Consider the following 23807-nt stretch of genomic DNA (forward strand, 5'->3'; position numbering starts at 1 on the left):
TCCACGGCCGTGGTGAGCTGGCTGACCGCGGTCCCGCTCGCGGGGACCTCCAGCCGGACCGTCATCGAGTACGAGACGCTTGGCGCCGTTGCCATCGGGGTGGTACTTCCTTCTGCTTCAGGTGGTGGTGCTGATGTGGGGGGAGTGGGGCCGGGGCGGCCGGTGTTCAGGACGCGGTGGCCCGGGCGTGCGGGCGGGCGAGGCTGTCCGGGTGGAGGATCTGCTCGAGCCGCTCGGGGGTGAGCAGGCCCTTGGCCAGGACGAGGTCCTGCACGGAGGCACCGGTGGTCAGGGCCTCCTGGGCGACCGCGGTGGCCTGTTCGTAGCCGATGTGCGGGTTGAGCGCGGTGGCCAGGCCGATCGACTGGCCGATGAGCCGCGCCAGGTGCTCGCGGTTGGCGGTGATGCCGTCCACACACCGCTCGGCCAGCGTCAGGCAGCCCGCCCGCAGGTGTGTGAGGCTCTTGAGCAGGCTGTGCGCGATGACCGGTTCGAAGGCGTTGAGCTGGAGCTGGCCGGCCTCGGCAGCGAAGGTGACGGTCACGTCGTTGCCGATGACCTCGAAGGCGATCTGGTTGACCACCTCGGGGATCACCGGGTTCACCTTGCCGGGCATGATGCTCGAACCCGCCTGCACGGGCGGCAGGTTGATCTCGGCCAGGCCCGCGCGGGGGCCGCAGGAGAGCAGGCGCAGGTCGTTGCAGGTCTTGGAGAGCTTGACGGCGATCCGCTTGAGGACGCCGGAGAGCTGGACGAACGCGCCCACGTCCTGGGTGGCCTCGACGAGGTCGCCCGCCACGGTGAGCGGGATGCCGGTGATCGCGCCGAGGTGGGCGCAGGCCGCCTCGGCGTACTCCGGGTGGGAGTTGAGGCCGGTCCCGATGGCGGTGCCGCCGAGGTTGATCTCGCGCAGCAGCGCACGGGCCTCCTCCAGGCGCGCCCGGTCCTCGGCCAGCATGACGGCGTATGTGGCGAACTCCTGGCCGAGCGTCATGGGCACCGCGTCCTGGAGCTGCGTGCGGCCCATCTTGAGGACGTCCGCGAACTCCTCGGCCTTGGCCCCGAACGCCCGCCGCAGCACCTCCATGGCATCGAGCAGACGGTCGGCGGCGAGCTGGAGGGAGAGGCCGACGGCGGTGGGGTAGACGTCGTTGGTGCTCTGCCCGGCGTTGACGTCCTCCAGCGGGTGGAGGCGGTGGTAGTCGCCCTTCGCGTGGCCGAGGATCTCCAGCGCCCGGTTGGCGACGACCTCGTTGGCGTTCATGTTGGTGGACGTGCCGGCGCCGCCCTGGATGACGTCGACGACGAACTGGTCGTGCAGCCGCCCGGCGCGGATCTCCTCGCAGGCCCGCACGATGGCGTCCGCCTTGCGTCCGTCGAGCAGCCCGAGGTCGCGGTTGGCCTGCGCGGCGGCCTGCTTGACACAGGCCAGGGCGACGACGAGGTCGGGGTAGGCGGCGATCGGGGTGCCGGTGACGGGGAAGTTCTCCACGGCCCGCAGGGTGTGGACGCCGTAGTACGCGGCCGCGGGGACGTCCCTGTCGCCGAGCAGGTCGTGCTCGGTGCGGAACTCGGCGCGGTCGAGGGGCGAGGCGGGGGCGGGAACGGGTGCCGACATGGGAATCCGATCAGGGTGCGTGGGGGAGAGAGCGGGAGGAAGGGGGAAGTCAGACCTGCGCGGCGGCCACGGGCGGCGTGCCGAGCACATGGCGCAGCGTGCGGACGCGCTCCGCCGGGTCGGTGGAGGCGAGGGCCGCGGCGAGCACGGCGATCCGTGCCTGGCCGCCGCGCAGGGTGCCGGTCAGCACCGCTCCGGCGGCGGCGAGGTCCACCGCGCCGCCGTGGGTGTAGATCTCCGCGACCGGACCGGTGGACACGCGCGTGGTGACGGCGACGAGCACACCGCGGGCGGCCGCCGCTTCGACGGCGGCGCTGATCTCGGGGGTGGCGTTGCCCGCTCCGGTCGCCACCAGCACGATGCCCTGGGCGCCCGCCCGGACAGCGGTGTCGAGGAACAGTGTGTCCGCGTCGCAGTGGTGCATGACGACGTCGATCCGGGGCAGCGGCCCGTCGGCCGACGGCAGGGGGAGCGGCGCCGGGCGCTCGGGGCGCCGGTGGACGAGGACGCCGTCGGCGCCCACGTCGGCGACGCGGCTGCCGGAGGGGTCGGCGAACGCGTTCGCCGCCAGCGTCTGCACCTTCACGGTGCCGCGCGCGGCGTGCACCTGGCCGTCGAAGACTATGAGGACGCCGAGGTCCCGCACCGAGGCCGCCGTCAGCAGCGCGTCGTGGAGATTGCGCGGTCCGTCGCCGTCCGGGTCCTCGAGCGGGCGCTGGGCGCCGGTGAAGACCACCGGACGGGGGTCGTCGTGGTGGAGGTCGAGCAGGAAGGCGGACTCCTCCAGTGTGTCCGTGCCGTGCGTGACGACGATGCCGTCCACGCCCGGGTCGGCCAGCACCTCGCGCACGGTGCGCAGCAGCGTCAGCTGGTGGGCGGTGGTGAGCCGGGCGCTGTTCACGCTCATCAGGTCGACGACCCGCACGGTCACGCCCTCGGGCACGGCGGCCGTGGCCAGCACGTCCGCGCCCCCGGCCTCGGCGGCGAAACCGGCCCCCTGCCAGCGGCTGGCGATCGTCCCGCCGGTGCTGATGACGACGACCTGTCCCATGTCTGCCCGCTCCCTCTGCCGATGATCACTGCCTCGCGGGGCGACACGTCGCAGGGCGGATACCGCCGTGTGCCGTCCACCGCGGTCACGCTCCCGTACGTCGGTTGGTGCGACGCTCGGGGCGGGAGCAACCATAGGACGAATCGCGCGCAATCGGGTCGCCGATTCGGGCGGGCGGGCCGGGAGAGTGTGGTGGATAATTGCGCCGTGGACGAGATCGACAGAAATATCTTGCGTGAGCTCCAGGAGGACGGCCGGCTGACCATCCAGGAGCTGGCCCAGCGGGTGGGCCTCACCTCCTCCCCGTGCATGCGCCGCGTCCGCCAGCTCGAACAGGACGGGGTCATCCAGGGCTACCGCGCGGTCATCGACCCCGAGGCCGTCGGGAGGAGTTTCGAGGTGCTCGTCTCCGTCGAGGTCAGGCGCGACCGGGAGGCGGTCGAGGCGTTCGAGGCGGCGCTCCAGGACATTCCCGATGTCATCGAGGCGTACCGCCTCTTCGGCAGCCCCGGCTGTCTGCTGCGCATCGCGGTCGCCGACATCACCGCCTACGAGCGGCTGTGGATCGAGCGCCTCACCACGCTGTCGGGCATCACCGAGGTCAACTCGCAGATCATCATGAAGCGGGTCAAGGAGCCGCGGGGCCTGCCGGTCGGCTGAGCCCCGCGACCGCCCCCGTGGCACGGTCGCGGGGCCCGGGCACGTCAGCCGCGCAGCGGGCCCTCGCAGCTGTAGTCCGCCGTTCCCGCGGGGCGGTCGGACCAGAGGTCGACCTCGCCGAAGGAGCAGTTCATGTCGGCGAGGTTGTTGTCGCCCGCCTTCGCGCGGTCGAGGAGGAAGTAGTCGACCGTCCCGGACATGTCCTTGAAGACCAGGTCGGCGCTGCCGGGGTCCCTCAGGTTCGCGGTGACGCGGCCCGTGCAGACGAACCGCGGCCGGTCGGGCGACCCCGCCGCCGAGCAGTCGGGCGCCGCGCCGGTGGTGGCGGCGAAGGACGAGCGGGCCTCGGCGGCCGAGGAGTCCTGGAGCCGGTCCACGGGCGTGAAGGTGGTGCTGGGCACGTACAGGTCGTCCACCTTCGCGATCTGCTGGTCGAGGAAGGTGTCGTACGCGCTCTGGAGGCCGCTGTCCCGGCCGGTCCGGTCGCGCCAGGCGTCGAAGCCGGCCGGGTCGTTCGCCCGCTCGTAGCCGTACATCTCGCGCAGCAGTGAGGGGTGCTCGGCCCACAGGAACTCGAAGAACGTGCCCGCGTAGGAGTAGAAGCGGAAGCCGTCCCTTTCGTACTGCGCGTGCAGCAGCTGGTCCACGGTCATGCGCGGCTTGCCGCCGGCGGTGTCGTTGATGACGCTCTGCACCAGTGACTTGCGGACCTTGATGCCTTCGTCGCGGGTGGCGCCGTCGAAGAACTCCGCCGTCCCCTCGTCCATCGCGGTGGTGCGGTCGCCCTGGAACCAGGGACCCTCGCCGAAGAGGCCGGGCACCGCCCAGCGGCCGTTGAGGTAGTGGGTGTACTCGTGGCGGAACAGCTCCTCCAGCGTGAGCGTGGAGTCCTGCGGGACGCGGCGCTGGTACGTGTAGAAGGTGGCGCCCTTCTCGATGTAGACGCCGCCGTTGTTGGTGCCCATGCCCGTCAGCAGCGGGTGGTAGACCTCGTAGTCCGAGCGCGAGGCGTACAGCACGATGTTCAGCGACGTGTTGGTGTCGTCCGCCAGCGGCCGGTCGGTGCCGAGCACGCGGAAGAACTGCGTCTTGACCTGCTTGCTCGCGTAGTAGAGCTGGTCGACGGTGGCCCGGTCCAGCGCGGTGCGCACCTTGATGCCGCCGTTGTCGTACGTGTAGGTGTGCGGGAAGAGGCGGCGCTCGATGTCTTCCTTGCACACCCCGTACCGCTGACAGGCGCCGAACTCGTTCAGCCAGGTGACGACCTTCGCCCATGGCTCGCTGCCCTCACCGAAGGTGTGGGCCGTGGTGGTCAGCAGCTCGCCGAGGGCGCTGGTGACCTCGCTCTTGAGCGCGTCGATCTGGCCCATCCGCCCGTATTCGCCCACCGCGTCGCGGGCCACCCAGGCGTTGGCCGTCCCCTTGAGGTGGGTGTAGCCGGCGAACGCCTTGAAGGCGGCCCGGTAGGAGGTGTCGGCGGTGACGGCCGTGTGGAAGGCGTCGTCGTGGTTGCCGGGGTAGACGCCGAGGTAGTTCAGGGTCAGCGCGGCGAGCGCGGCGCCGCCCCACGAGGTGTCCGTGGCCGTCGCCGGGTGCGCGGCGTCCATGGTCGCGAGGACGCGCTTGATCAGCGGCAGTTGGTGCTGGCGCAGGCCCGGCGCGCTTCCCGCGTCCAGGGCCTCGCGCAGTGTCTCGGCGTTGGTGCGGGTGGTGTCGAAGGTGTGGGCGGCCGCGGCGAAGCCGTCGATCGCGCGGCGCATGGCCTCCACGGTCGGTGCGTCGGTGATGTCGATCTCGTCGTGCGAGAAGTCCTGATAGGCCACCGCGTGGAGATAGGTGAACATCTCCAGCAGGTGGCCGCCGTTCTTCCCGTCGTGTGCGGCGGCGAGGCTCTCGATCCGCCGGGAGACGGCCTGGACGTGGGCCCTCGACATGACGGGGACCAGCCGCTGATCCCAGTTCCACAGGACGGTCCGCAGGCATCCGTCGGCGGTGACGGCGGGGTCCGCGAGGAAGTCGGCGAACTGCTCGGGGGTGAGTCCCGTGATGCCGTCGAGCGTGCACGGCACGGCGGTGCCGCCGAGGTGGGCGGCCGGGGCCGAGCCCTTCGCGCCCTTCGGCTTGTCCGTACGGGGGCCGGGTACGCGCCCGCCGGTCAGGCCGTCCGGCGCGGTGGGTGAGGCGATCGCGGGCCGCGGGGCCTTCGCGAGGCGGGTGACCTCGTCGAAGGGGTTCGGTGTGGGGGTGTCCGGACGCGCGGCCGGTGCCGCGGCGGAGGGCCTGGCGGACCTGGGGGAGTCCGCGTGACCCGGCTGTACGACGGTGGCGCAGAGCGCCGTCGCTATGGCGGCGGTCAGCAGGGACGCGCGCAGGGATCTGGAGCGATACACGGATGGGCTCCTGTGGGGAGGTGTGGGGTAGCGCGCACGGGGAGGTGGTGTGCGCGTGGAACGGTGGCGTGAGCGGTGCGTCAACTGCCGTCGGGTGGGCGGCCGGTGGGGGCCACTCGGGTGCCACGTGATGTGTAACGTAGTAATGTGAAATGTTACTGACAACCCCTCAGGCGCCATGGATTGCGCGGGACATGAAGTGGAGGGACGCCCTCCGACCGATGGCGGCTGACGGGTTGTCGCTCCCGTGCCCCGCCCACTCGCGCCCCAGGAGGAAGTGCCGTGAAAGAACCCGCTGTTCGGACGGTGAGTCATGACCTGCCGGTGCCGGCGGAGCTCCAGGAGTCCATGGCGGGCGGCTGGGCCGCGACGCCGCTGTCCGGCGACATCCGGCTGCCGGTCGCCGGCCTCGCCGCGGTGCGCCGGGCGAAGCTGTCGGCACGCTTCCCCGGCGAGCGGCTGGTGGTGCCCGCGGGCGGGCTCACGGTCCGTTCCAACGACTGCGACCACCGCTTCCGCCCCCACAGCGCGTACGCCTGGCTCACCGGGCTGACCGGCGAGGAGCAGGCCGGGCACGTGCTGGTCCTGGAGCCGGACGGCCCGCACCGGCACGAGGCTGTGCTGTACGTCCGGCCGCGTTCCCCGCGGACCGGCGCGGAGTTCTACCGCGACCGCCGCTACGGCGAGTTCTGGGTCGGCAGGCGCCCCGACATCGCCGAGGCCGAGCGCGTGACCGGCATGCGCTGCGCGCACATCGGGGCCCTGGGGAAGATGCCGCCCGGCCGCGACGCCTCCCGCGACGAGGGACTCGCCACCGCGCTGAGCGAGCTGCGCCTGGTCAAGGACGCCTGGGAGGTCGAGCAGCTGCAACTGGCCGTGGACCACACCGCCGCCGGGTTCGAGGACGTCGTACGGGCGCTGCCGCGTGCCCTGGACCACCCGCGCGGCGAGCGCTGGATCGAGGGCGTCTTCGGCCTGCGCGCCCGCGCGGAGGGCAACGGCACCGGCTACGAGACCATCGCCGCCTCCGGAGCCCACGCGTGCGTCCTGCACTGGATCCGCAACGACGGCCGCCTGGACCCCCGTGAACTCCTCCTGCTGGACGCCGGGGTGGAGACCGACACCCTCTACACCGCCGACATCACCCGCACCCTCCCACTGTCGGGCCGCTTCTCGCCCGTCCAGCGGCAGGTCTACGAACTCGTCCTCGCCGCCCAGGAAGCGGGCATGGCCGCGCTGAAGCCGGGGGCGAGCTTCCGTGACTTCCACCGGGCCTGTATGCGGGTCATCGCCGAAGGGCTCACCGAATGGGGCGTCCTCAAGAGCGCCGAGGGCGACCTTCACCGCCGGTACACCCTGTGCAGCAGCGGCCACATGCTCGGCCTCGACGTCCACGACTGCGCCCAGGCGCGCGCGGACACCTACCTCGACGGCGTCCTGGAGGAGGGGCAGGTGCTCACCGTCGAGCCCGGCCTCTACCTCCAGCCCGACGACGAGACGCTGCCGGCCGGACTCCGCGGCATCGGCGTGCGGATCGAGGACGACCTGGTCATCACCGCCGAGGGGGCGCGCCTGATGTCGGGGGCGCTGCCGCGCACCCCCGACGCGGTCGAGGCGTGGATGGGCGAACTCCTCGGCGGTCGGCGGGACATGGGGGAGCGGTAAGTCCGGACCAGCTCTTGGCAGGCATAGTGCAATGTGAAATATTACTGATGTGCCCATGAGTAACCTCACGGACGTCATCGTCGTCGGAGCGGGTGTGACCGGCGCCGCGTGCGCCTATTACGCCGCCCGCTCCGGCCTCTCCGTCACCGTGCTCGACCGCGGCCCCGTCGCCGGCGGCACGACCGGATCCGGCGAGGGCAACCTCCTGGTCTCCGACAAGGAACCCGGCCCCGAGCTCGAACTGGCCCTGCTCTCCGCCCGCTTGTGGGGCGAGCTGGCCCAGTGCCTGCCGCCGGGCGTCGAGTACGAGGCCAAGGGCGGCCTCGTCGTCGCCTCCGACGCCACCGGCATGGCCGCGCTCCGGAAATTCGCCGAGTCCCAGACCGGCGCGGGCGTCACCGCCGAGGAGATCCCCGCCGACCGGCTCCACGACCTGGAGCCGCACCTCGCCCCCGCCCTCGGCGGCGGCTTCCACTACCCGCAGGACGCCCAGGTCCAGCCCGCCCTCGCCGCCGCCCACCTGCTGCGCGCCTCGGGCGCCCGGGTGCGCACCGGCGAGGAGGTCACCGCCGTCCTCACCGACGCGCACGGAAGGGTGCGGGGCGTCCGCACCGCGGCGGGTGAACTGCACGCCCCGCGCGTGGTCAACGCGGCCGGCACCTGGGGCGGCGAGGTGGCCCGGCTCGCCGGGGCCCACCTGCCCGTGCTGCCCCGCCGCGGCTTCGTGCTCGTCACCGAACCGCTGCCACGCCTCGTACGGCACAAGGTCTACGCCGCCGACTACGTCTCGGACGTCGCCAGCGACTCCGCCGCGCTGCGGACCTCCGCCGTCGTCGAGGGCACACCGGCCGGCCCGGTGCTCATCGGCGCCAGCCGCGAGCGGGTCGGCTTCGACCGCACCCTGTCGGTGGACGCGATCAGCGGCCTCGCCGCCCGGGCCACGGCACTCTTCCCCGTGCTGGCCGGGGTGCGGGTCATGCGGACGTACGCCGGATTCCGCCCCTACCTGCCCGACCACCTGCCCGCCATCGGCCCCGACCCCCATGTCCCCGGGCTGCTGCACGCCTGCGGGCACGAGGGGGCCGGCGTCGGACTCGCCCCGGCCACCGGCCTCCTCGTCGCCCGCCTGCTCACGGGTGGTCAACCACCGCTCGACGCGGGCCCGTTCCGCCCGGACCGCTTCGCCTGAACCGCTTCCGCCGCTCCCCGAAAGGAGGCCCGCAGTGGCCCGTACCCCCGCCGGCCTGGTCAGGGCGGAGCCCGGCCCGCCCTTCGAGATCACCTTCGACGGCCGCGTGGTCACCGCCCTGCCCGGCCAGTCCCTCGCCGCCGCGCTGTGGGGCGCGGGCATCCTCGCCTGGCGCACCACCCGGCACGGCGGCCGCCCGCGCGGCGCGTTCTGCGGCATCGGCCAGTGCTACGACTGCCTCGCCACCGTCAACGGAGAACCCAACCGCCGCGCCTGCCTGGTGCCCGCCCGGCCCGGGGACGCGATCACCACCCAGGAGGGACACGGCCGTGCCGACCTCGCCGTCTGAGCCGTACGACCTCGCGGTGATCGGCGCCGGCCCCGCCGGACTCGCCGGAGCCGCCACCGCCCGCGAACTCGGCCTGTCCGTCGCCCTCCTGGACGCCGCCGCGCAGACCGGCGGCCAGTTCTTCCGCCACCCCGCCCCCGGCCTGGGCGCCGGCCGGCCGCAGGCCCCGTACCACGACTGGGCCGCCTTCGCCGAACTGCGCCACCGCCTCGACGCGAGCGGTGTCACCCACCTCGCCCACCACCACGTGTGGACCCTCGCCCGGCAGGACGACCGCACGTGGACCGCGCACGCCCTCACCGGCGCCGACGGCGAGGCCCCCGCCCGCGTACGGGCCCGCGCGGTCCTCCTCGCCACCGGCGCCCACGAGCGGCAACTGCCCTTCCCCGGCTGGACCCTGCCCGGTGTCGTCGGCGCCGGAGGCGCCCAGGCCATGCTCAAGTCCGGGCTCGTCCTGCCCGGAGCCCGCGTCGTCGTCGCCGGCAGCGGTCCGCTGCTGCTCGCCGTCGCCTCCTCACTCGCGGCCGCGGGCGCCCACGTGCCCGCGGTGGTCGAGGCGTCCGGCTACGCCGGCTACGCACGCCGGCCGCTCACCCTCGCCGCCAACCCGCACAAGCTCCTCGAAGCCACCGTCCACGGCTCGGCCCTGCTGCGCCACCGCGTACCGCTGCGCACCCGCGGCGCGGTCACCGAAGTCCACGGCACCGACCGCGTCGAAGCCGTCACCGTCTCCCGGCTCGACCGCGACTGGCGGCCCCTGCCCGGCACCGGCCGCCGCGTGGCCTGCGACGCCCTCGCCGTCGGCCACGGACTCGTGCCCCAGACCGAACTCGCCACCGGCCTCGGCTGTGCCACCCGCCGCACGCCCGACGGTACGCACGCCCTCGCCCTGGACGCCCTCCAGGAGACCTCGGTGCCCGGGCTGTGGGCCGCGGGGGAGACCGGCGGCACCGGCGGCTGGCAACTGGCGCGCACCGAGGGCGAACTGGCCGGCATCGCCGTGGCCGCCCGGCTGCGCGCCCTGCCCGCCCTCACCACCACCCGGCGCGTACGTGACCTGGCCCGGCGCCGCGACCGCATGCGCGCCTTCGCCGCCACCATGGCCGCCGCACACGCGCCCGGCCCCGGCTGGACCGGCTGGCTCACCGACGACACCGAGGTGTGCCGCTGCGAAGAAGTGACCGCGGGCAGCATCCGCGAGGCGGTCACCGGCCTCGGCGCCCGGGACACCAGGACCGTCAAGCTCCTCACCCGGGCGGGCATGGGCTGGTGCCAGGGCCGGATGTGCGGGGCGGCCGTGGCCTGCCTGGCCGCCGGCGGTACGGCGCAGGGGACCGTACCGCCGGCGGCCGACCGCCGCCCGCTCGCCGTGCCCGTGCCCCTCGGGGCCCTGGCCGACCGGCCCGCCACCCCCTGACCCAGCCACTCAGCAGAAAGGTTCACCGACATGACCACGGACTCCTGGACCGCCGAACGCCCCTGGCGCGGCATCATGGTCGCCACCACGCTCCCGCTGCGCGCGGACCTCTCCGTCGACCACGACGCCTACGCCGAACACGTCCGCGGGCTCCTCGGCAACGGCTGCGACGGCGTCGTCCCCAACGGCTCCCTCGGCGAATACCAGACCCTCACCGCCGAGGAGCGCGCCCGGCTGGTGCGCACCGCCGTCGAGGCGGCCGGTGACGGGGCGCGGGTGATGCCCGGCGTCTCCGCCTACGGCAGCGCAGAGGCCCGCCGCTGGGCGGAACAGGCCGCCGAGGCCGGCTGCGGCTCCGTCCTGCTGCTGCCCCCCAACGCCTACCGCGCCGACGAACGGTCGGTCCGCGCCCACTACGCCGAGGTCGCGCGGGCAGGGATACCCGTCGTCGCCTACAACAACCCCACCGACACCAAGGTCGACCTGACCCCCGGCCTGCTGGCCCGGCTGCACGCCGACGGCAGCATCGTGGCCGTCAAGGAGTTCAGCGGCGACGTCCGCCGCGCCTACGAACTGGCCGAACTCGCACCCGGACTCGACCTGCTGGCCGGCGCCGACGACGTCCTCCTGGAGCTCGCCGCCGCCGGAGCCGTCGGCTGGGTCGCGGGCTACCCCAACGCCTTCCCCGCCGCCTGCGCCGAGCTCTATCACGCGGCCGTCGCCGGGGACCTGGAGACGGCGCTGCCCCTCTACCGTTCGCTGCACCCCCTGCTGCGCTGGGACTCCAGGACCGAGTTCGTGCAGGCCATCAAGCTCTCCATGGACATCGTCGGCCACCACGGCGGCCCCACTCGCCCCCCGCGCCTCACACTCACGGGCGAGGCCGAGGCCGCGGTGCGCGCCGCCACCGAGAAGGCCGTCGCCGACGGCCACCACTGACCACCCGACGGCACCGCCGAAAGGACGTCCGTGCGCACTCGCCATGTCTTCCACGCCGTCGACTCGCACACCGAGGGCATGCCCACCCGCGTCATCACCGGCGGCGTCGGCGTGATCCCCGGCGCCACCATGGCCGAGCGCCGGGCCCACTTCACCGAGCACCTGGACCACCTCCGCACGCTCCTGATGTACGAGCCGCGCGGCCACGCCTCCATGAGCGGCGCGATCCTCCAGCCCCCCACCCGGCCCGACGCCGACTACGGGGTCCTCTACATCGAGGTCTCCGGACTGCTGCCCATGTGCGGGCACGGCACCATCGGCGTCGCGACCGTCCTCGTGGAGACCGGCATGGTGCCGGTCACCGAACCCGTCACCACCGTGCGCCTCGACACCCCCGCCGGCCTCATCACTGTCGACGTCCAGGTCGAGGACGGAACGGCCAGGTCCGTCACGCTCACCAACGTGCCCGCCTTCTGCGCCGCACTCGACCGCAAGACCGACGTCCCCGGATTCGGCACCGTCACCTACGACCTCGCCTTCGGCGGCAACTTCTACGCCTTCGTCGAACTCGACGCCCTGGGGCTGCCCTTCGACCGGTCCCGCAAGGACGACCTGCTCGCCGCCGGGCTCGCCGTCATGGACGCGATCAACGCCTCGCCCGACCGCCCCGTCCACCCCGAGAACCCCGGGATCAGCGGACTCAAACACGTCCACCTCACCGCCCCCGGCTCCGACGCCCACCGCTCGCGGCACGCCATGGCCATCCACCCCGGCTGGTTCGACCGCTCCCCGTGCGGCACGGGAACCTCCGCCCGGATGGCCCAGCTGCACGCCCGCGGCGCGCTCCCGCTCGGCCGCGACTTCGTCAACGAGTCCTTCATCGGCACCCGGTTCACCGGCCGCCTGGTGGGGGAGACGCGGGTCGGCGGCCTCCCGGCGGTCGTGCCCACCGTCACCGGACGCGCCTGGATCACCGGCACCGCGCAGTACTTCCTCGACCCGGACGACCCCTTCCCCGGAGGCTTCCTCCTGTGACCGCCGACCAGACCCCCCTCCTCTCACGGAACCCGGCCGACCCCGACGACATCGTCACCGAGGTGCCCGCACCCGGCGCCTTTGCCGCCGTCGAGTCCGTCCAGCGGGCCCGCGCCGCCCAGCCCGGCTGGCTGCTCGGCGGCGCCGCCGCCCGCTCCTCGGCGCTCTCCGCCGTCGCCACGGCCGTCGAGACCGCGGCCGGGGAACTCGCCGCCCTGGCCGTACGCGAGGTGGGCAAGCCCCTCGCCGAGGCCCGGGCCGAGGTCGCCCGCACGGCCGCGATCTGGCGCTACTACGCCCAGGCGCCCTACGAACCGGTCGGCGCCGTCCACGAGACGGCGGGCGGCCCCGGACTGCTGCTCACCCGGCGCCGCCCCTACGGTGCCGCCGGCCTGATCACCCCCTGGAACTTCCCCTTCGCCATCCCCTCCTGGAAGGCCGCGCCCGCCCTCGCCACCGGCAACACCGTCGTCCTCAAACCCGCGCCCGAGGCCACCGCGTGCGCCCAGCGGCTCGTCGAGATCGTCCGACAGGCCGTGCCCGACGGTGTGTTCACCCTCGTGCCCGGCGGCGCGCCCGAGGGCAACGCCGTCCTCACGGCAGCCGACGTCGTCTCCTTCACCGGCTCCACCGCCGTCGGCGGCGCCGTCGCCCGCGCCGCCACCGCACGGGGCATCCCGGTCCAGACCGAGACGGGCGGGCTCAACGCCGCGATCGTCCTGCCCGACGCCGACATCGAGCGGGCCGCCGCCCATATCGCCGCCGCCGTCGCCGGATACGCCGGACAGAAGTGCACCGCCACCAGCCGCGTGATCGCCGTCGGCGCGGCCCTCGGCCCGCTGCGCGAGGCCCTCGCCGAGGCACTGCGCGCCCTGCCCGTCGGCGACCCCGCCGACCCGGTCACCGTGTGCGGGCCCCTCGTCTCGAGCCGGGCCCGCGACCGGTTCGAGGCAGCCCTGGGCGGTGTGTCCGTCCTCGCCGCGGGCACGGCTCCGGAGGCCCCCGGCTGGTACGCGGCCCCCACCGTGGTCGAAAAGGTGCCGACCGGCCACCAGTTGCTCACCGAGGAGGTCTTCGCCCCCGTCGCCGCCCTGCTGCCCGCGGACGATCTGGCGCACGCCGTGCGGATCAGCAACGCGGTCCCGTACGGGCTGGTCACCTCGGTCCACACCGCCGCGCTGGAGGCGGCGCTGCACGGTCTCGACCGGCTCGACACCGGAATGATCCGCGTCAACGCCCCGTCCACCGGCGTCGATTTCCACCTGCCGTTCGGCGGGACCAAGGCGTCGGGCCACGGGCCACGCGAACAGGGCCGTGCGGCACTGGACTTCTACACGTCCAGCCGGACCTACACCCTGGCTCCCTGAGAATGATGTGACATTGTACGCTCGTTGGACCGTCCAGGTACGGACCAGCCGGGCAGCATGGCCGCGACCGTGCCGAGGACGCGGCGGCCCCTGACAGGCCGCCGCACCACGACGACAGCGACACGGGGGAGACCATGGGCCACCTCAAGCAGCGCAACCTCATCACCGCGACCGAGCGGCTGCGCGACCAGGTCGCCCATGCCCTGCGGGCCGCGCTCATCTCCGGCGAACTCCGGCCCGGCGAGGTCTACTCCGCACCGCAGCTCGCGGAGGACTTCGGCATCTCCGCGACCCCGGTGCGCGAGGCCATGCTCGACCTCGCCCGCGAGGGCTTGGTCGAGCCGGTCCGCAACAAGGGATTCCGGGTGACCGAGGTCAACGAGCGCGACCTCGACCAGTACACCGAGATCCGCACCCTCATCGAGGTCCCCACGACCGGCCGCGTCGCGCGCACCGCCGCCCGGGAGGACCTCGAAGCGCTCCGTCCGGTCGCCGAGGAGATCGTGCGCGCCGCACGCGACCACGACCTCATCGGCTATCTCGAGGCCGACCGGCAGTTCCACCTCACCCTGCTGGCGCTCTCCGGCAACGAACGCCTCGTCGAGACCGTCGGCGACCTGCGCAAGCGCTCGCGCCTGTACGGGCTGACCGCCCTCGACCGGCGCGGCGAACTCATCCCCTCCGCCGAGGAGCACGTCGAGCTCCTGGACCTGATGCTCGCGGGGGACGCCAAGGGCGCCGAGAAGTGCATGGCCCGCCACCTCGGCCACGTGCGCTCGCTGTGGGCGAAGGGCGCCGAAGTCCGCTGACCCGGACGGTCCGCCGGGCGGGCCGAAGTGCGGACGGCGGGACCCGGGTTCGGCCCCGGCGACGTGACCCGCCGTAGCCGGATTTCGTCGAAGTCGGGTAGGTTCCCAGGTGGAGTGCCGGGAAGTCTGGTCGGCGACAGGGCTTCATCAGCCGCGCCTCGGCACACTCTCGGGGGAACGACCACATGACCGGCCTGACTGCTGTGCTCTTCCTCGTGGCGGTGGCCACCGCGGTCGCCACCGGGGCGCGCCACTGGCGCATACCGGCCCCTTCACTGCTGGTCGTCGCGGGAGTCGCCCTGGGGACGCTGCCCTGGATGCCGGGTGTCCACGTCGAGCCCGAAGTGATCAGCGTGCTGGTGCTGCCGCCCCTGCTGTACGCCTCCGCCGAGGAGATCCCCTGGCGGGACCTGCGCGAGGTGTGGCGGCCGGTCACGGTCCTCGCCCTCGGCCTGGTGCTGGCCTCGGCGGCGGCCGTGTGGGCGGTGGCCTCGCTGGCCACTCCGCTGACCGGACCCATGGCCTTCGTGCTCGGCGCGGTGCTCGCCAGCACCGACCCGGTCGCGGTGACCGCCCTCGGCCGCCGCCTGTCCCTGCCGCCGCGGGTGCAGGCCATGGTGCAGTCGGAGAGCCTGTTCAACGACGCGACGAGCCTGGTGCTCTTCAAGGTGGCCGTGGGGTCGGCGGTCGTCGGCGGCGCGGTCTCGCCCCCGGCCGCGGCGGGCGAGTTCGTGGCGCTGGGCGGTGGGGGCGCACTCGTCGGTGCCGCCGTCGCCGGCCTGGTGGTGCTGATACGCAAGCGGACCGAGGACCCGGTGCTGGAGACCGTGATAGCGCTGGTCACCCCGTACGCGGCCTACGTACTGGCCGAGGACCTGCACGCCTCCGGGGTGACAGCGGTCGTCTTCGCGGGCGTACTGCTCGGGAGTACGGGCCACAAGCTGGACAACGCCCCGATACGCCTCCAGGTGCACGCCGTCTACGCCACGGTGGTGTTCCTGCTGGAGAGCGTCGTCTTCGCGCTCATAGGGCTGGAGCTGCCGTCGCTGGTCCGTGCGCTGGAACCGGGCGAGCGGGGCTGGCCGCTCGGTGTCCTCGCGGTGGCCGGCACCGTCGTCGCCGTACGGCTGCTGTGGATCTTCCCGCTCTCGGCGGTGATGCAGCACCGGCGCGGCGCGGGCCGGATCTCCTGGCGGGTCCCCGTGGTGGCCTCCTGGGCCGGCACCCGCGGTGTCATGCCGCTGGCCGCCGCCCTGTCCATCCCGCTGGTGACGAGCGGGGGCGAGCCACTGCCGAACCGCTCGCTGGTCCTCACCCTCACCACCGGCGTCGTCGCCCTCACCCTGATCGCGCAGGGCTTCACCCTGGCACCCCTGGTCCGCTGGTCCGGCATCGCCCTGGAGCCCGAGCACACCGCACGCGAGGAGGCCCGCGCCCGCGGCAGCCTCGCCCGCGCGGCGCTGCTCCACCTCGACGAGCTCGTCGACCTCGAAGCGGTCCCCACCGCGGTCGCCGGCCGGCTGCGCCGCGACCTGGAGCACCGCCTCCGCGCCGAGGAGGAGGAAGGCGCGGACGACGACGCGCGCATGCCGTCCGCCCTCGCCGACCACCGCGCCCTGCGGCGCGCGCTGATCGATGTCGAGTCCGACGAGCTGCGGCGTCTCTACGACACGCATGAGATCAGCGACACCACCAGGCGGCGCATCCAACGGGCCCTGGATCTGGAGGACCTGGGACTCGCGGACTGAGGAGCCCTTTTCCGCCGACCGGTCCGGCCGGAGCCCCGGACCCGGCGCCGGGGCGGAACGCCGGATCGGAACGCCGGATCAGAACAAGGCATCGAGTGCCATAAAGGACGCGTCAAAGTCATGGGGCGGGGCATCAATGACGTGCCAAAATCCCGCTCCGGCAGGGCGGTTCGCGCTTTGCTGCGAACGCCGGTCATCCACATTCCTGACTCGACGAGGCCCCGGCGGCGTGCCGCCTCCATGAGAAGGAGCGATCGATGGCGCAGGGCAGTGCCCCGACCGGTGGCCCGGGCGCGGTTCCGGGCAAGCTCAAGGTCTTCCTCGGGGCGGCACCCGGGGTCGGAAAGACCTACCGGATGCTCGACGAAGGACGGCGGCGCACGGACCGCGGCAAGGACGTGGTGGTGGCCTTCGCCGAGAGCCACAGCCGCCCGCGCACCGACGCGCTCCTCGAAGGGCTCGAGGTCATGCCCCGCACGACACGCACCCACCGGGGCCTGGAGCTCACCGAACTCGACCTCGAAGCGGTGCTGGAGCGCCACCCCGAGGTCGTGCTCGTCGACGAACTCGCCCACACCAACGTCCCCGGCGGCCGCAACGCCAAGCGCTGGCAGGATGTCGAGGAGCTGCTCGCCGCCGGGATCGACGTGGTCACCACCGTCAACATCCAGCACCTGGAGTCCCTCAACGACGTCGTCGAGAAGATCACCGGGGTGCGGCAGCGCGAGACCGTGCCCGACACCTTCGTGCGCGGGGCCCACGAGATCGAACTGGTCGACATCCCGCCCGAAGGTCTGCGGCGGCGCATGGCACACGGCAACATCTACCCACCCGAGAAGGTCGACGCGGCCCTCTCGCACTACTTCCGGATCGGGAACCTCACGGCACTGCGGGAGCTGGCCCTGCTGTGGGTGGCGGGCAGGGTCGACGAGGCCCTGCAGAGCTACCGCTACGAGCACGGGATAGGAGGTGTCTGGGAGACCCGCGAGCGCGTCGTGGTCGCCATCACCGGCGGTCCCGAGAGCGAGGCCCTCATCCGCCGCGCCGCCCGGATCGCGGCCCGCTCCTCCGGCGGCGACCTGCTCGCCGTCCACATCGCCCGGAGCGACGGCCTGGTCGACGCCGCGCCCGCCGCCCTGGCCGGACAGCGACAGCTCGTGGAGAGCCTCGGCGGTACCTTCCACTCCATCGTCGGGGATCATGTGCCCACCGCGCTCATGGAGTTCGCCCGCGCGGAGAACGCCACCCAACTGGTCATCGGAACCCGGGTCCGCGGCTGGCTGCTGGGCTCGCTGACCGTCCGGGGAGCGGGCGAGACCATCGTCGAACTCTCCGGCGACATCGACGTGCACATGGTCACCCACGAACGCGCCAAGCGCGGACGCGTGCCGGCCACCCCGCCGAACCGCCTGCCACTCACCCGCCGGGTCGCGGGCCCCACGGCCGGTCTCGTGCTGCCCACGCTCCTGACCCTGCTGCTGCGCGGCCACTCCGGCCACCCCCAACTCAACCTCAGCAGCGAGATACTGCTCTTCCTGCTGACCGTGCTGGGGGTCGCCTGCATCGGCGGCGTCCTCTCCGCCCTGCTCGCCGCAGTGACGGCCGCCATGCTGATGAACTACTACTTCGTCCCGCCTGTCGGCCAGTTCACCTTCGACGAGGCCGACAACATCCTCCTGATCGCCTTCGCGACCGTGGCCGTCACCGTCGCGGCCATCGTGGACCGCTCCCTGCGCCTGGGCCGCCGCGCCGCCGGCGCCGCGGCGGAGGCCGAGACCCTGTCCTCGCTCGCGAGCAGCATCCTGCGCGGCGACAAGGCCGTGCCCGCGCTGCTGGAACGCACCCGTGAGACCTTCGGGATGGAGAGCGCCGAACTCTCCCACGGCACAGGACGGACAGGGCACCGGGCGGCGCCCGACAGCGACACGGATCCGGGCTACGAGACCAGGGTCCCGATCGGTACGGACAGCGTGCTGGTGCTGCGCGGCCGCCGGCTGCCCGCCTCCGAGCACCGCGTCCTCACCGCCTTCGCCGCCCATCTCACCGCCGCCGTCGAGCGCGCCAGGCTCGCCGAGGTCGCGGCCGAGGTCGAGCCCGTCAAGGCCGCCGACCGGATGCGCACCGCCCTCCTCGCCGCCGTCAGCCACGACCTGCGCACCCCACTGGCCGGCTGCTGGGCCGCCGTCAGCTCGCTGCGCAGCCGCGACGTGGACTTCTCGCCGGAGGACCGCGAAGAACTCCTCGCCGCCGCGGAGGAGTCCCTCGCCAAGCTCAACCGCCTCGTGGACAACCTGCTCGACATGAGCCGGCTACAGGCGGGCGCGCTGTCCCTGCGCCTGGAACCCACGACGCTCGCGGAAGTGCTGCCGCTCGCGCTCGACACCCTGCCCGAGCCGGCCGTGCCCGTGGTCACCCTGGATCTGGAGAGCGCGCCCCAGGTGCTCGCGGACCCACCGCTGCTGGAACGCGTGATCGCCAACCTCGTGGCCAACGCCGTACGCAACTCGCCCGCCGGGCATCCGGTGACCGTCAGCGCCAGCACCCTGGCCCCGTACGTCGAAGTGCGCGTCATCGACCGCGGTCCGGGGCTTCGGCCGGCCGACAAGGAACGCGCGTTCCTGCCCTTCCAACGCCTCAGCGACACCGACAACACCAGCGGTCTCGGTCTCGGGCTCGCCCTCTCCCGCGGCCTCACCGAGGCCATGGGCGGCACGCTCACCCCGGAGGACACCCCCGGAGGCGGGCTCACCATGGTCGTCTCCTTGCCCGCGGCACCCACCCCCGTGCCGGAGACCCCCACATGACCCGGTCCTCCGGTTCAGCGAATCAACCGGAGTTGCGTGTGAGCCCCCGCTTGACGGAAGATCGCGGCATGTCTACGCGAGAGGGCGACGTTCGCCCCGTTCTGTGAACCCCGTCGAGCCGGTGCACGGGCCGGCTGACGCTGTCGGTGCCTGGCTGCGCGAGGCACTGAGCGATGTCCACGGTTTTGCCTACGGTGCCGCGCGAAGCGCGATTTTCGACGCGGTACGAACGGACCGCGCCGGCCCGGTGGCACGCCGGTTGCTGGCCCTGACGAACGACACCGACGCCGCCGTCCGCCTGGCCGTCCTCCGGCTGCTGACCGACCTCTGCCGCGACGACAGCCCGTGGCCGGCCGCCGCGGAGGCCGCCCTCGTCCGGCTGCGCGACAGGGACGAGAAGGCGCGGCGCCGCGCCGCCTGGCTGCTGGCGTCGGCGGACCCCCGCCGAGCCGTCGAAGAGCTCAGCGCGACACGGCAACCGCCTCCAGCCGCCAGACTCGCTCTCGCCGAGGCGGTCTTCGAGCCGTCGGGCCGGGCGGGGAGCGCCGGACTCCTCCCGCTGGCCGTACGACTGCGGCAGGACCACGACCCGGCCGTCCGGCTGCGCGCCGCGCTGGGTGTCCTGCGGCACGGGCTCGCGGAGCACCGGGCTCCCTGGGAAGCGGCGGTGCTGGCGGATCTCGACGGGGGAGGGGAGCGGCTCGGCGGCCCCGGCGGGCTGATCGCATGGCGGCCGGGCACGCTGTGGGGGCTCGCGGTACGGGCCCATGGCGGGGAAGCCGCCTGCTACGCCTGGCTCGAGCGGCTCTCCGCCCGGCAGAGTCCGGTGGGGCGCCGGGCCGCGGTCGACATGGCCGAAGCCGCGCTGCGGCACTGGCGCGCGGCCCCGGCCTCCGTGGTCACGTGCCTGCGACCGATGCTCGCCGACGCCGTGCCGGAGCTGCGGGCCGCGGCGGCGGCCGTCATCGGGGCCTCGCTGGAAGCTGTCCGGCTCTGCGCCGACGAGCTGGCCGGCCTCCTCGGCGACCCGTGGGCGGGGGAAGCGGCGGTGCTGGCCCTCGCCAGGACCGGCGACGCCCGGGCCATGGCCGGGCTGTGCGCGCTGGTGGCTTCGGGTGCGGCCGGCCGGGAGGCGGGCGAGGCCGCCGAAGGGCTGGCCGCGGCAGGCGTGAACCTGGCGCCTCTCGTCGCGGCGGCCGTCGACGTCCTCGGCCGGCACGGCAAGCGGTGTCCGGGCGACCCCCTGCGCTGCGTGGTCCCGTCCGCCGTGGCGGTGCTGCGCGCCTGCGGTGCGGCGTCGGCCCCGGCGGTGGCGGAACTGACGCGCCGGCTCGACGGCTCGCTGGACACCGCGAGCTCTCACCGCTGGCTGCGGACACAGCTGTTGCTCACCCTCGGCGACATCGGCCCGGCCGCGGCCCCCGCGGTGCCGCTCCTGGAACGCGTCATCGCGGGGGAGACCGGCACCGGGGAGGCGGACCACGCGCTGATGACCGTGATCCGCCTCACCGGGGACCGGAGCCGGGCGGAGCGGTGCTTCGAGGACGCCGTCGGACAGCCACGCCGTCGCGCCTTCACCGCGCTCCTGCTGGAATGGCTCGCCGAGCACGGCGGCCTGTCGCCCCGGCAGGCCGCCCGTCTGCGCGAGTTGACGGACAGGCCGCGACGCCTGCACCCCCGCCTGCTGGGCGCCCTCTGGAAACACTCCGGGACCGCCGCGGCCGGTGTCCTTGTCGACATCCTCCCGCGTTACCTGGACGACGACGCGTACGGCGCCTACGCGTGCTCGGTCCTGACCGGCATGGGACGCGAGGCGGCCGCCGCCCTGCCCGCTCTGCGGGCGGTGACCGAACGCCGGACCCGGCTGCCCCTGTATCTCGGCGACTTCGACCGGGAGGTGCGTGCGGACGAGCGCCTGGCCGCGGCGGCACGGGACGCTCACGCACACATCGCCTCGCTCACCGATCCCGCCGGATGACCCGGCTCGCGTCAGGAAGCGGCCGGCGTCTCACGCCGGGAGAGCGCGTCGGAGGTCCTGACCGTGAGGTAGAGCGACGCCGCCAGGGTGAGGGTCAGTGCGGCGCCCGTGGCGAAGACACTGCCACTGGAGACAGGGGGCGAGCCGCCGGCCTCGGAGCGGGCGGAGCCGGTGAGGAAGGGGACGACGGCCAGGACGGCGATCGCGAGGGCGACCTCGGCCCAGACGACCTTCGGGAAGTGCCGCAGCGTCAGGTGCAGGAGGGAGGCCGTGGCGTCGGCACGACGGGCCCGGGCGATGCGGGGCACCAGCCAGAACTGGTTGACGGCCCCGGCGGCCACCATGCCGAGGACCAGCACGGTCTTGACGAGGAGGAAGAGGCCGAAGGTGGTCGTCCACAGCTGGCCGACGGAGCCGACGCGCTTCCAGCTCATCCACAGCCCGGATATCAGCACGGCGGCGACACAGACGAGGGCGACGAAACCGAAGCGGCGCCAGAGGCCGGCCCACAGGACGCCCGCGTTCTCGCTCAGCCGGCCGCGGGTGCCGGCGAGGACGGCGAGCAGGGCCAGACCGCCGGTCCATACCGTGCCGCTGATGATGTGGACCTGGCCGAAGACGAGGTCGAGGACCTTGTCCGCGTCCTTCGGCGTCACGGCGGGTATCGCCGAGACGATCGACACCGCGAGTGAGAGGGGCAGGGCGGTCAGCGCGAGCACGTCGAGGTGCCGCCGCGCCCGGGGGACGAACAGCGCGATCAGCGCGGCTGATGCCAGGACCAGGACGGCGTTCTGCACCAGATAGACCGTGCCCTGGGCCACCCAGGCCCCCTTGGCCGCCGGTGCCTGGAGGAAGTCCCCTATGTGCCCCGGTGCGAGAGCCTCACCGAACGGCATGCCCTTGCCCGCCCGGGCCACGCGGGCGGCGAGCTGGAAGTAGCCGGACACGAGCAGGGCGACCCCGGCCCAGGCGAGGTGACACGCCGTCCGACGGTGCATGACGGCGACGTCGCCGCGCTCGCTCTCCGGCGCGCGAAGCGCGGGGCGGAGGGCCGCCGCGTAGGTCACCGTGGCGCCGACGGCCCCGGAAAGGCCGAGGAAATAGCCCGATTTGGTGAGGATCCTCCAGAGCGGAGGCATGGGGTAACCGGCCGAGGCGGCCAGGTGGACGAGGGTCATAAAAGTAAGGTTAGCCTAAACTTACCGAAGGCGTGTCTTGGTGTGTGTAGGTAACGCCCAAGTGCTCGCTTCGGCGGTTCCCCGTCCCCGGCGATGGCATGCCGATCCGCTCGCGGCAGATTTACATCACAGTGGGAAGCTGTGCACGGTCCTTGCCCTCATAGAGGCAAATATGTCCCTTATCTTCTGGCTGGCTATACAGCCATACAGGTGCCAGGGTTTTCTTCAAGCAGGTGGCGCCACCTGTGCCCTGGCGGACTGACTTCGCACGGCCAACGCCCCTAGGCGGCGCGGCCTTTCGGGTGCCTTGCGCATGTCTCCGCAGCAATCGCTCGTGTTCCATGGAGAGTTCGTTGCACGCGTACCTGATGACAGCACCCGGTGAAATCGTCCGTTCGCAGGTCCCCGACCCCGTATGCCAGCCGGACGAGGTGCTGTTGGAGACCGAGGCCGTCTCCATCTGTTCCACCGATGTCTCCTACTTCAGGGGTCACCTGTTCCCCGACGCATGGCCGATCATTCCCGGGCACGAATACGTGGGCCGTGTCCTGGAGGTGGGTTCGCGCCTGAAGGGGTTCGTCGAGCCCGGCGCGCGCATGTGTTACTGGGGGCAGACCGACTTCGGCGGGATGGCCGACTACCGGGCCCTCCGCCCGCTCTTCCCGGGGCAGCGCGGCATGGAGACCACGTGGTACACCGAGCGGAACTTCTACGACGCCGACCAGGCCGCCGCCGTCGTCCTGCCGGACTCGATCCCCTCCGACCTGGCCACGATCATCGAGCCGCTCACCTCCGTCCTGCGCTCCCTGCTGCTCAACCCGCCCAAGCCGGGGGACAGTTGCGTCGTGCTCGGCTGTGGCCCCAGCGCCCTGCTCGCCGTCCAGGTGCTCGAGCGCTACCTCGGCGCGGGTTCCGTGACGGTGCTGGACCGCAACGACGCCCGTTTGGAGGTGGCCTGCCGCTACGGCGCCACGCGGTCGTTCAACACGGAGAGCCAGGCCGCCGAGCTCGACACCTTCGTGCACGAACACCACGACCAGTACGCCGACTACGTCTTCGACGCCCTGCCGCACATCGACGGCCCCGGTGACGGCCGGAAGGACATCCGGGAGTCGGCGATGGGCCTGCTGCGGCCGGGAGGCACATATGTCCTCTACGGCGCCACGGCCGTCCCGCAGATGTTCAACACCTGGATGATCCTCGCCAAGGGCCTCAAGCTCCGCTCCACCCCCTTCGACGTCCGGCAGTTCCCCATGACGCGCTCGGCGCACGTGGCCGGTGTCGCGCTGCGGCTGATCGAGACGGGGCTCGTGGACGCGCGGCCGCTGGTCACGACCCGGGTGCGGCTCGAGGACGAGGAGGGTGTCCGCCGGGGATTCACCACCTACGGACAGGGCGCCTCGATGAAGACCTCGATGCTGGGCAAGGGAATCCTGCCGGCTGCCCCGGAGGGCTGGGAGCCCGCGGAGGAGATCGGAGTTCCGGCCTGACGCACCGGTCCCGGATCCGCGGGCCCCCCCCGGCCGGCGGACGGCCTTCCGGGCCGGGTGCCGCCGGAGGGGCGGACGGCCCCTCCGGCGGCACCCGGCATCGCCAGGAAAACCACGGAG

At 73.2% G+C, this 23807-nt stretch carries 17 protein-coding genes; 13 read left to right on the forward strand and 4 right to left on the reverse strand.

The window, feature by feature from the left end; genetic code table 11:
* Positions 1 to 166 precede the first annotated feature (166 nt).
* A complete protein-coding gene (gene aspA, locus ACH427_RS15435) occupies positions 167 to 1618 on the reverse strand; it encodes an aspartate ammonia-lyase (RefSeq protein ID WP_398869954.1) in 1452 nt (483 codons plus the stop codon).
* A 49-nt stretch (positions 1619 to 1667) separates the two neighbouring features.
* Positions 1668 to 2669, reverse strand: a complete 1002-nt coding sequence (locus tag ACH427_RS15440) for an asparaginase (RefSeq protein WP_398869955.1) — start codon at positions 2667 to 2669, stop codon at positions 1668 to 1670.
* 207 nt (positions 2670 to 2876) lie between these two features.
* Here ACH427_RS15440 and ACH427_RS15445 point away from each other — a divergent pair, with 207 nt between their 5' ends.
* The gene (locus ACH427_RS15445; RefSeq protein WP_398869956.1) at positions 2877 to 3329 is read left to right on the forward strand and encodes an Lrp/AsnC family transcriptional regulator; all 453 of its coding nucleotides are present in this window, start codon (positions 2877 to 2879) and stop codon (positions 3327 to 3329) included.
* Between the two features lie 44 nt (positions 3330 to 3373).
* Here ACH427_RS15445 and ACH427_RS15450 read toward each other — a convergent pair whose 3' ends face one another.
* Positions 3374 to 5719, reverse strand: coding sequence for a collagenase (locus tag ACH427_RS15450; RefSeq protein WP_398869957.1), 2346 nt, complete (start codon positions 5717 to 5719; stop codon positions 3374 to 3376).
* Positions 5720 to 6001: 282 nt separating this feature from the next.
* On the opposite strand from ACH427_RS15450, the gene ACH427_RS15455 reads away from it, so the two are divergent.
* The 11 genes from ACH427_RS15455 (at position 6002) to ACH427_RS15505 (ending at position 21019) form a co-directional block, all read left to right on the forward strand.
* On the forward strand, positions 6002 to 7384 hold the full coding sequence (locus tag ACH427_RS15455) for an aminopeptidase P family protein (protein WP_398869958.1): 1383 nt from the start codon (positions 6002 to 6004) through the stop codon (positions 7382 to 7384).
* Positions 7385 to 7439: 55 nt separating this feature from the next.
* The gene (locus ACH427_RS15460; RefSeq protein WP_398869959.1) at positions 7440 to 8573 is read left to right on the forward strand and encodes an NAD(P)/FAD-dependent oxidoreductase; all 1134 of its coding nucleotides are present in this window, start codon (positions 7440 to 7442) and stop codon (positions 8571 to 8573) included.
* Between the two features lie 34 nt (positions 8574 to 8607).
* Positions 8608 to 8922, forward strand: a complete 315-nt coding sequence (locus ACH427_RS15465) for a (2Fe-2S)-binding protein (RefSeq protein ID WP_398869960.1) — start codon at positions 8608 to 8610, stop codon at positions 8920 to 8922.
* Entirely contained in the window at positions 8903 to 10339 is a 1437-nt protein-coding gene (locus ACH427_RS15470) for an FAD-dependent oxidoreductase (protein ID WP_398869961.1), read from the forward strand. Before ACH427_RS15465 ends, ACH427_RS15470 begins: the two co-directional genes overlap by 20 nt.
* 30 nt (positions 10340 to 10369) lie before the next feature.
* The gene (locus tag ACH427_RS15475) at positions 10370 to 11278 is read left to right on the forward strand and encodes a dihydrodipicolinate synthase family protein (RefSeq protein WP_398869962.1); all 909 of its coding nucleotides are present in this window, start codon (positions 10370 to 10372) and stop codon (positions 11276 to 11278) included.
* 30 nt (positions 11279 to 11308) lie between these two features.
* Positions 11309 to 12313, forward strand: a complete 1005-nt coding sequence (locus ACH427_RS15480; protein ID WP_398869963.1) for a proline racemase family protein — start codon at positions 11309 to 11311, stop codon at positions 12311 to 12313.
* Positions 12310 to 13680, forward strand: coding sequence for an aldehyde dehydrogenase family protein (locus tag ACH427_RS15485; protein WP_398869964.1), 1371 nt, complete (start codon positions 12310 to 12312; stop codon positions 13678 to 13680). The genes ACH427_RS15480 and ACH427_RS15485 overlap by 4 nt, the downstream gene beginning before the upstream one ends.
* 134 nt (positions 13681 to 13814) lie before the next feature.
* A complete protein-coding gene (locus ACH427_RS15490) occupies positions 13815 to 14489 on the forward strand; it encodes a GntR family transcriptional regulator (protein ID WP_398869965.1) in 675 nt (224 codons plus the stop codon).
* 185 nt (positions 14490 to 14674) lie between these two features.
* On the forward strand, positions 14675 to 16237 hold the full coding sequence (locus ACH427_RS15495; RefSeq protein ID WP_398869966.1) for a Na+/H+ antiporter: 1563 nt from the start codon (positions 14675 to 14677) through the stop codon (positions 16235 to 16237).
* 257 nt (positions 16238 to 16494) lie between these two features.
* Complete coding sequence (locus ACH427_RS15500) at positions 16495 to 19041, forward strand: ATP-binding protein (protein ID WP_398869967.1); 2547 nt, start codon at positions 16495 to 16497, stop codon at positions 19039 to 19041.
* Positions 19042 to 19144: 103 nt separating this feature from the next.
* Positions 19145 to 21019: a hypothetical protein gene (locus ACH427_RS15505; RefSeq protein WP_398869968.1), complete on the forward strand. Its 1875-nt coding sequence runs from the start codon at positions 19145 to 19147 to the stop codon at positions 21017 to 21019.
* Positions 21020 to 21030: 11 nt separating this feature from the next.
* On the opposite strand, the gene ACH427_RS15510 is transcribed toward ACH427_RS15505, so the two are convergent.
* Positions 21031 to 22197 carry a copper resistance D family protein gene (locus ACH427_RS15510; protein ID WP_398869969.1) on the reverse strand — a complete coding sequence of 389 codons (1167 nt, stop codon included), beginning with the start codon at positions 22195 to 22197 and terminating at the stop codon, positions 21031 to 21033.
* Positions 22198 to 22550: 353 nt separating this feature from the next.
* Here ACH427_RS15510 and ACH427_RS15515 point away from each other — a divergent pair, with 353 nt between their 5' ends.
* Entirely contained in the window at positions 22551 to 23687 is a 1137-nt protein-coding gene (locus tag ACH427_RS15515) for a zinc-binding dehydrogenase (RefSeq protein WP_398869970.1), read from the forward strand.
* Positions 23688 to 23807: the final 120 nt, after the last annotated feature.

This window comes from Streptomyces sp. NPDC020379 (genome assembly GCF_044387105.1).
GTDB lineage: Bacteria > Actinomycetota > Actinomycetes > Streptomycetales > Streptomycetaceae > Streptomyces.

Excerpts from the sequence above, each read along its gene's own strand:
- ACH427_RS15500 (WP_398869967.1), top strand. The coding sequence starts at position 16,495 with ATGGCGCAGGGCAGTGCCCCGACCGGTGGCCCGGGCGCGGTTCCGGGC.
- ACH427_RS15460 (WP_398869959.1), top strand. The coding sequence starts at position 7,440 with ATGAGTAACCTCACGGACGTCATCGTCGTCGGAGCGGGTGTGACCGGC.
- ACH427_RS15495 (WP_398869966.1), top strand. The coding sequence starts at position 14,675 with ATGACCGGCCTGACTGCTGTGCTCTTCCTCGTGGCGGTGGCCACCGCG.
- ACH427_RS15440 (WP_398869955.1), bottom strand. The coding sequence starts at position 2,669 with ATGGGACAGGTCGTCGTCATCAGCACCGGCGGGACGATCGCCAGCCGC.
- ACH427_RS15510 (WP_398869969.1), bottom strand. The coding sequence starts at position 22,197 with ATGACCCTCGTCCACCTGGCCGCCTCGGCCGGTTACCCCATGCCTCCG.
- aspA (WP_398869954.1), bottom strand. The coding sequence starts at position 1,618 with ATGTCGGCACCCGTTCCCGCCCCCGCCTCGCCCCTCGACCGCGCCGAG.
- ACH427_RS15475 (WP_398869962.1), top strand. The coding sequence starts at position 10,370 with ATGACCACGGACTCCTGGACCGCCGAACGCCCCTGGCGCGGCATCATG.
- ACH427_RS15490 (WP_398869965.1), top strand. The coding sequence starts at position 13,815 with ATGGGCCACCTCAAGCAGCGCAACCTCATCACCGCGACCGAGCGGCTG.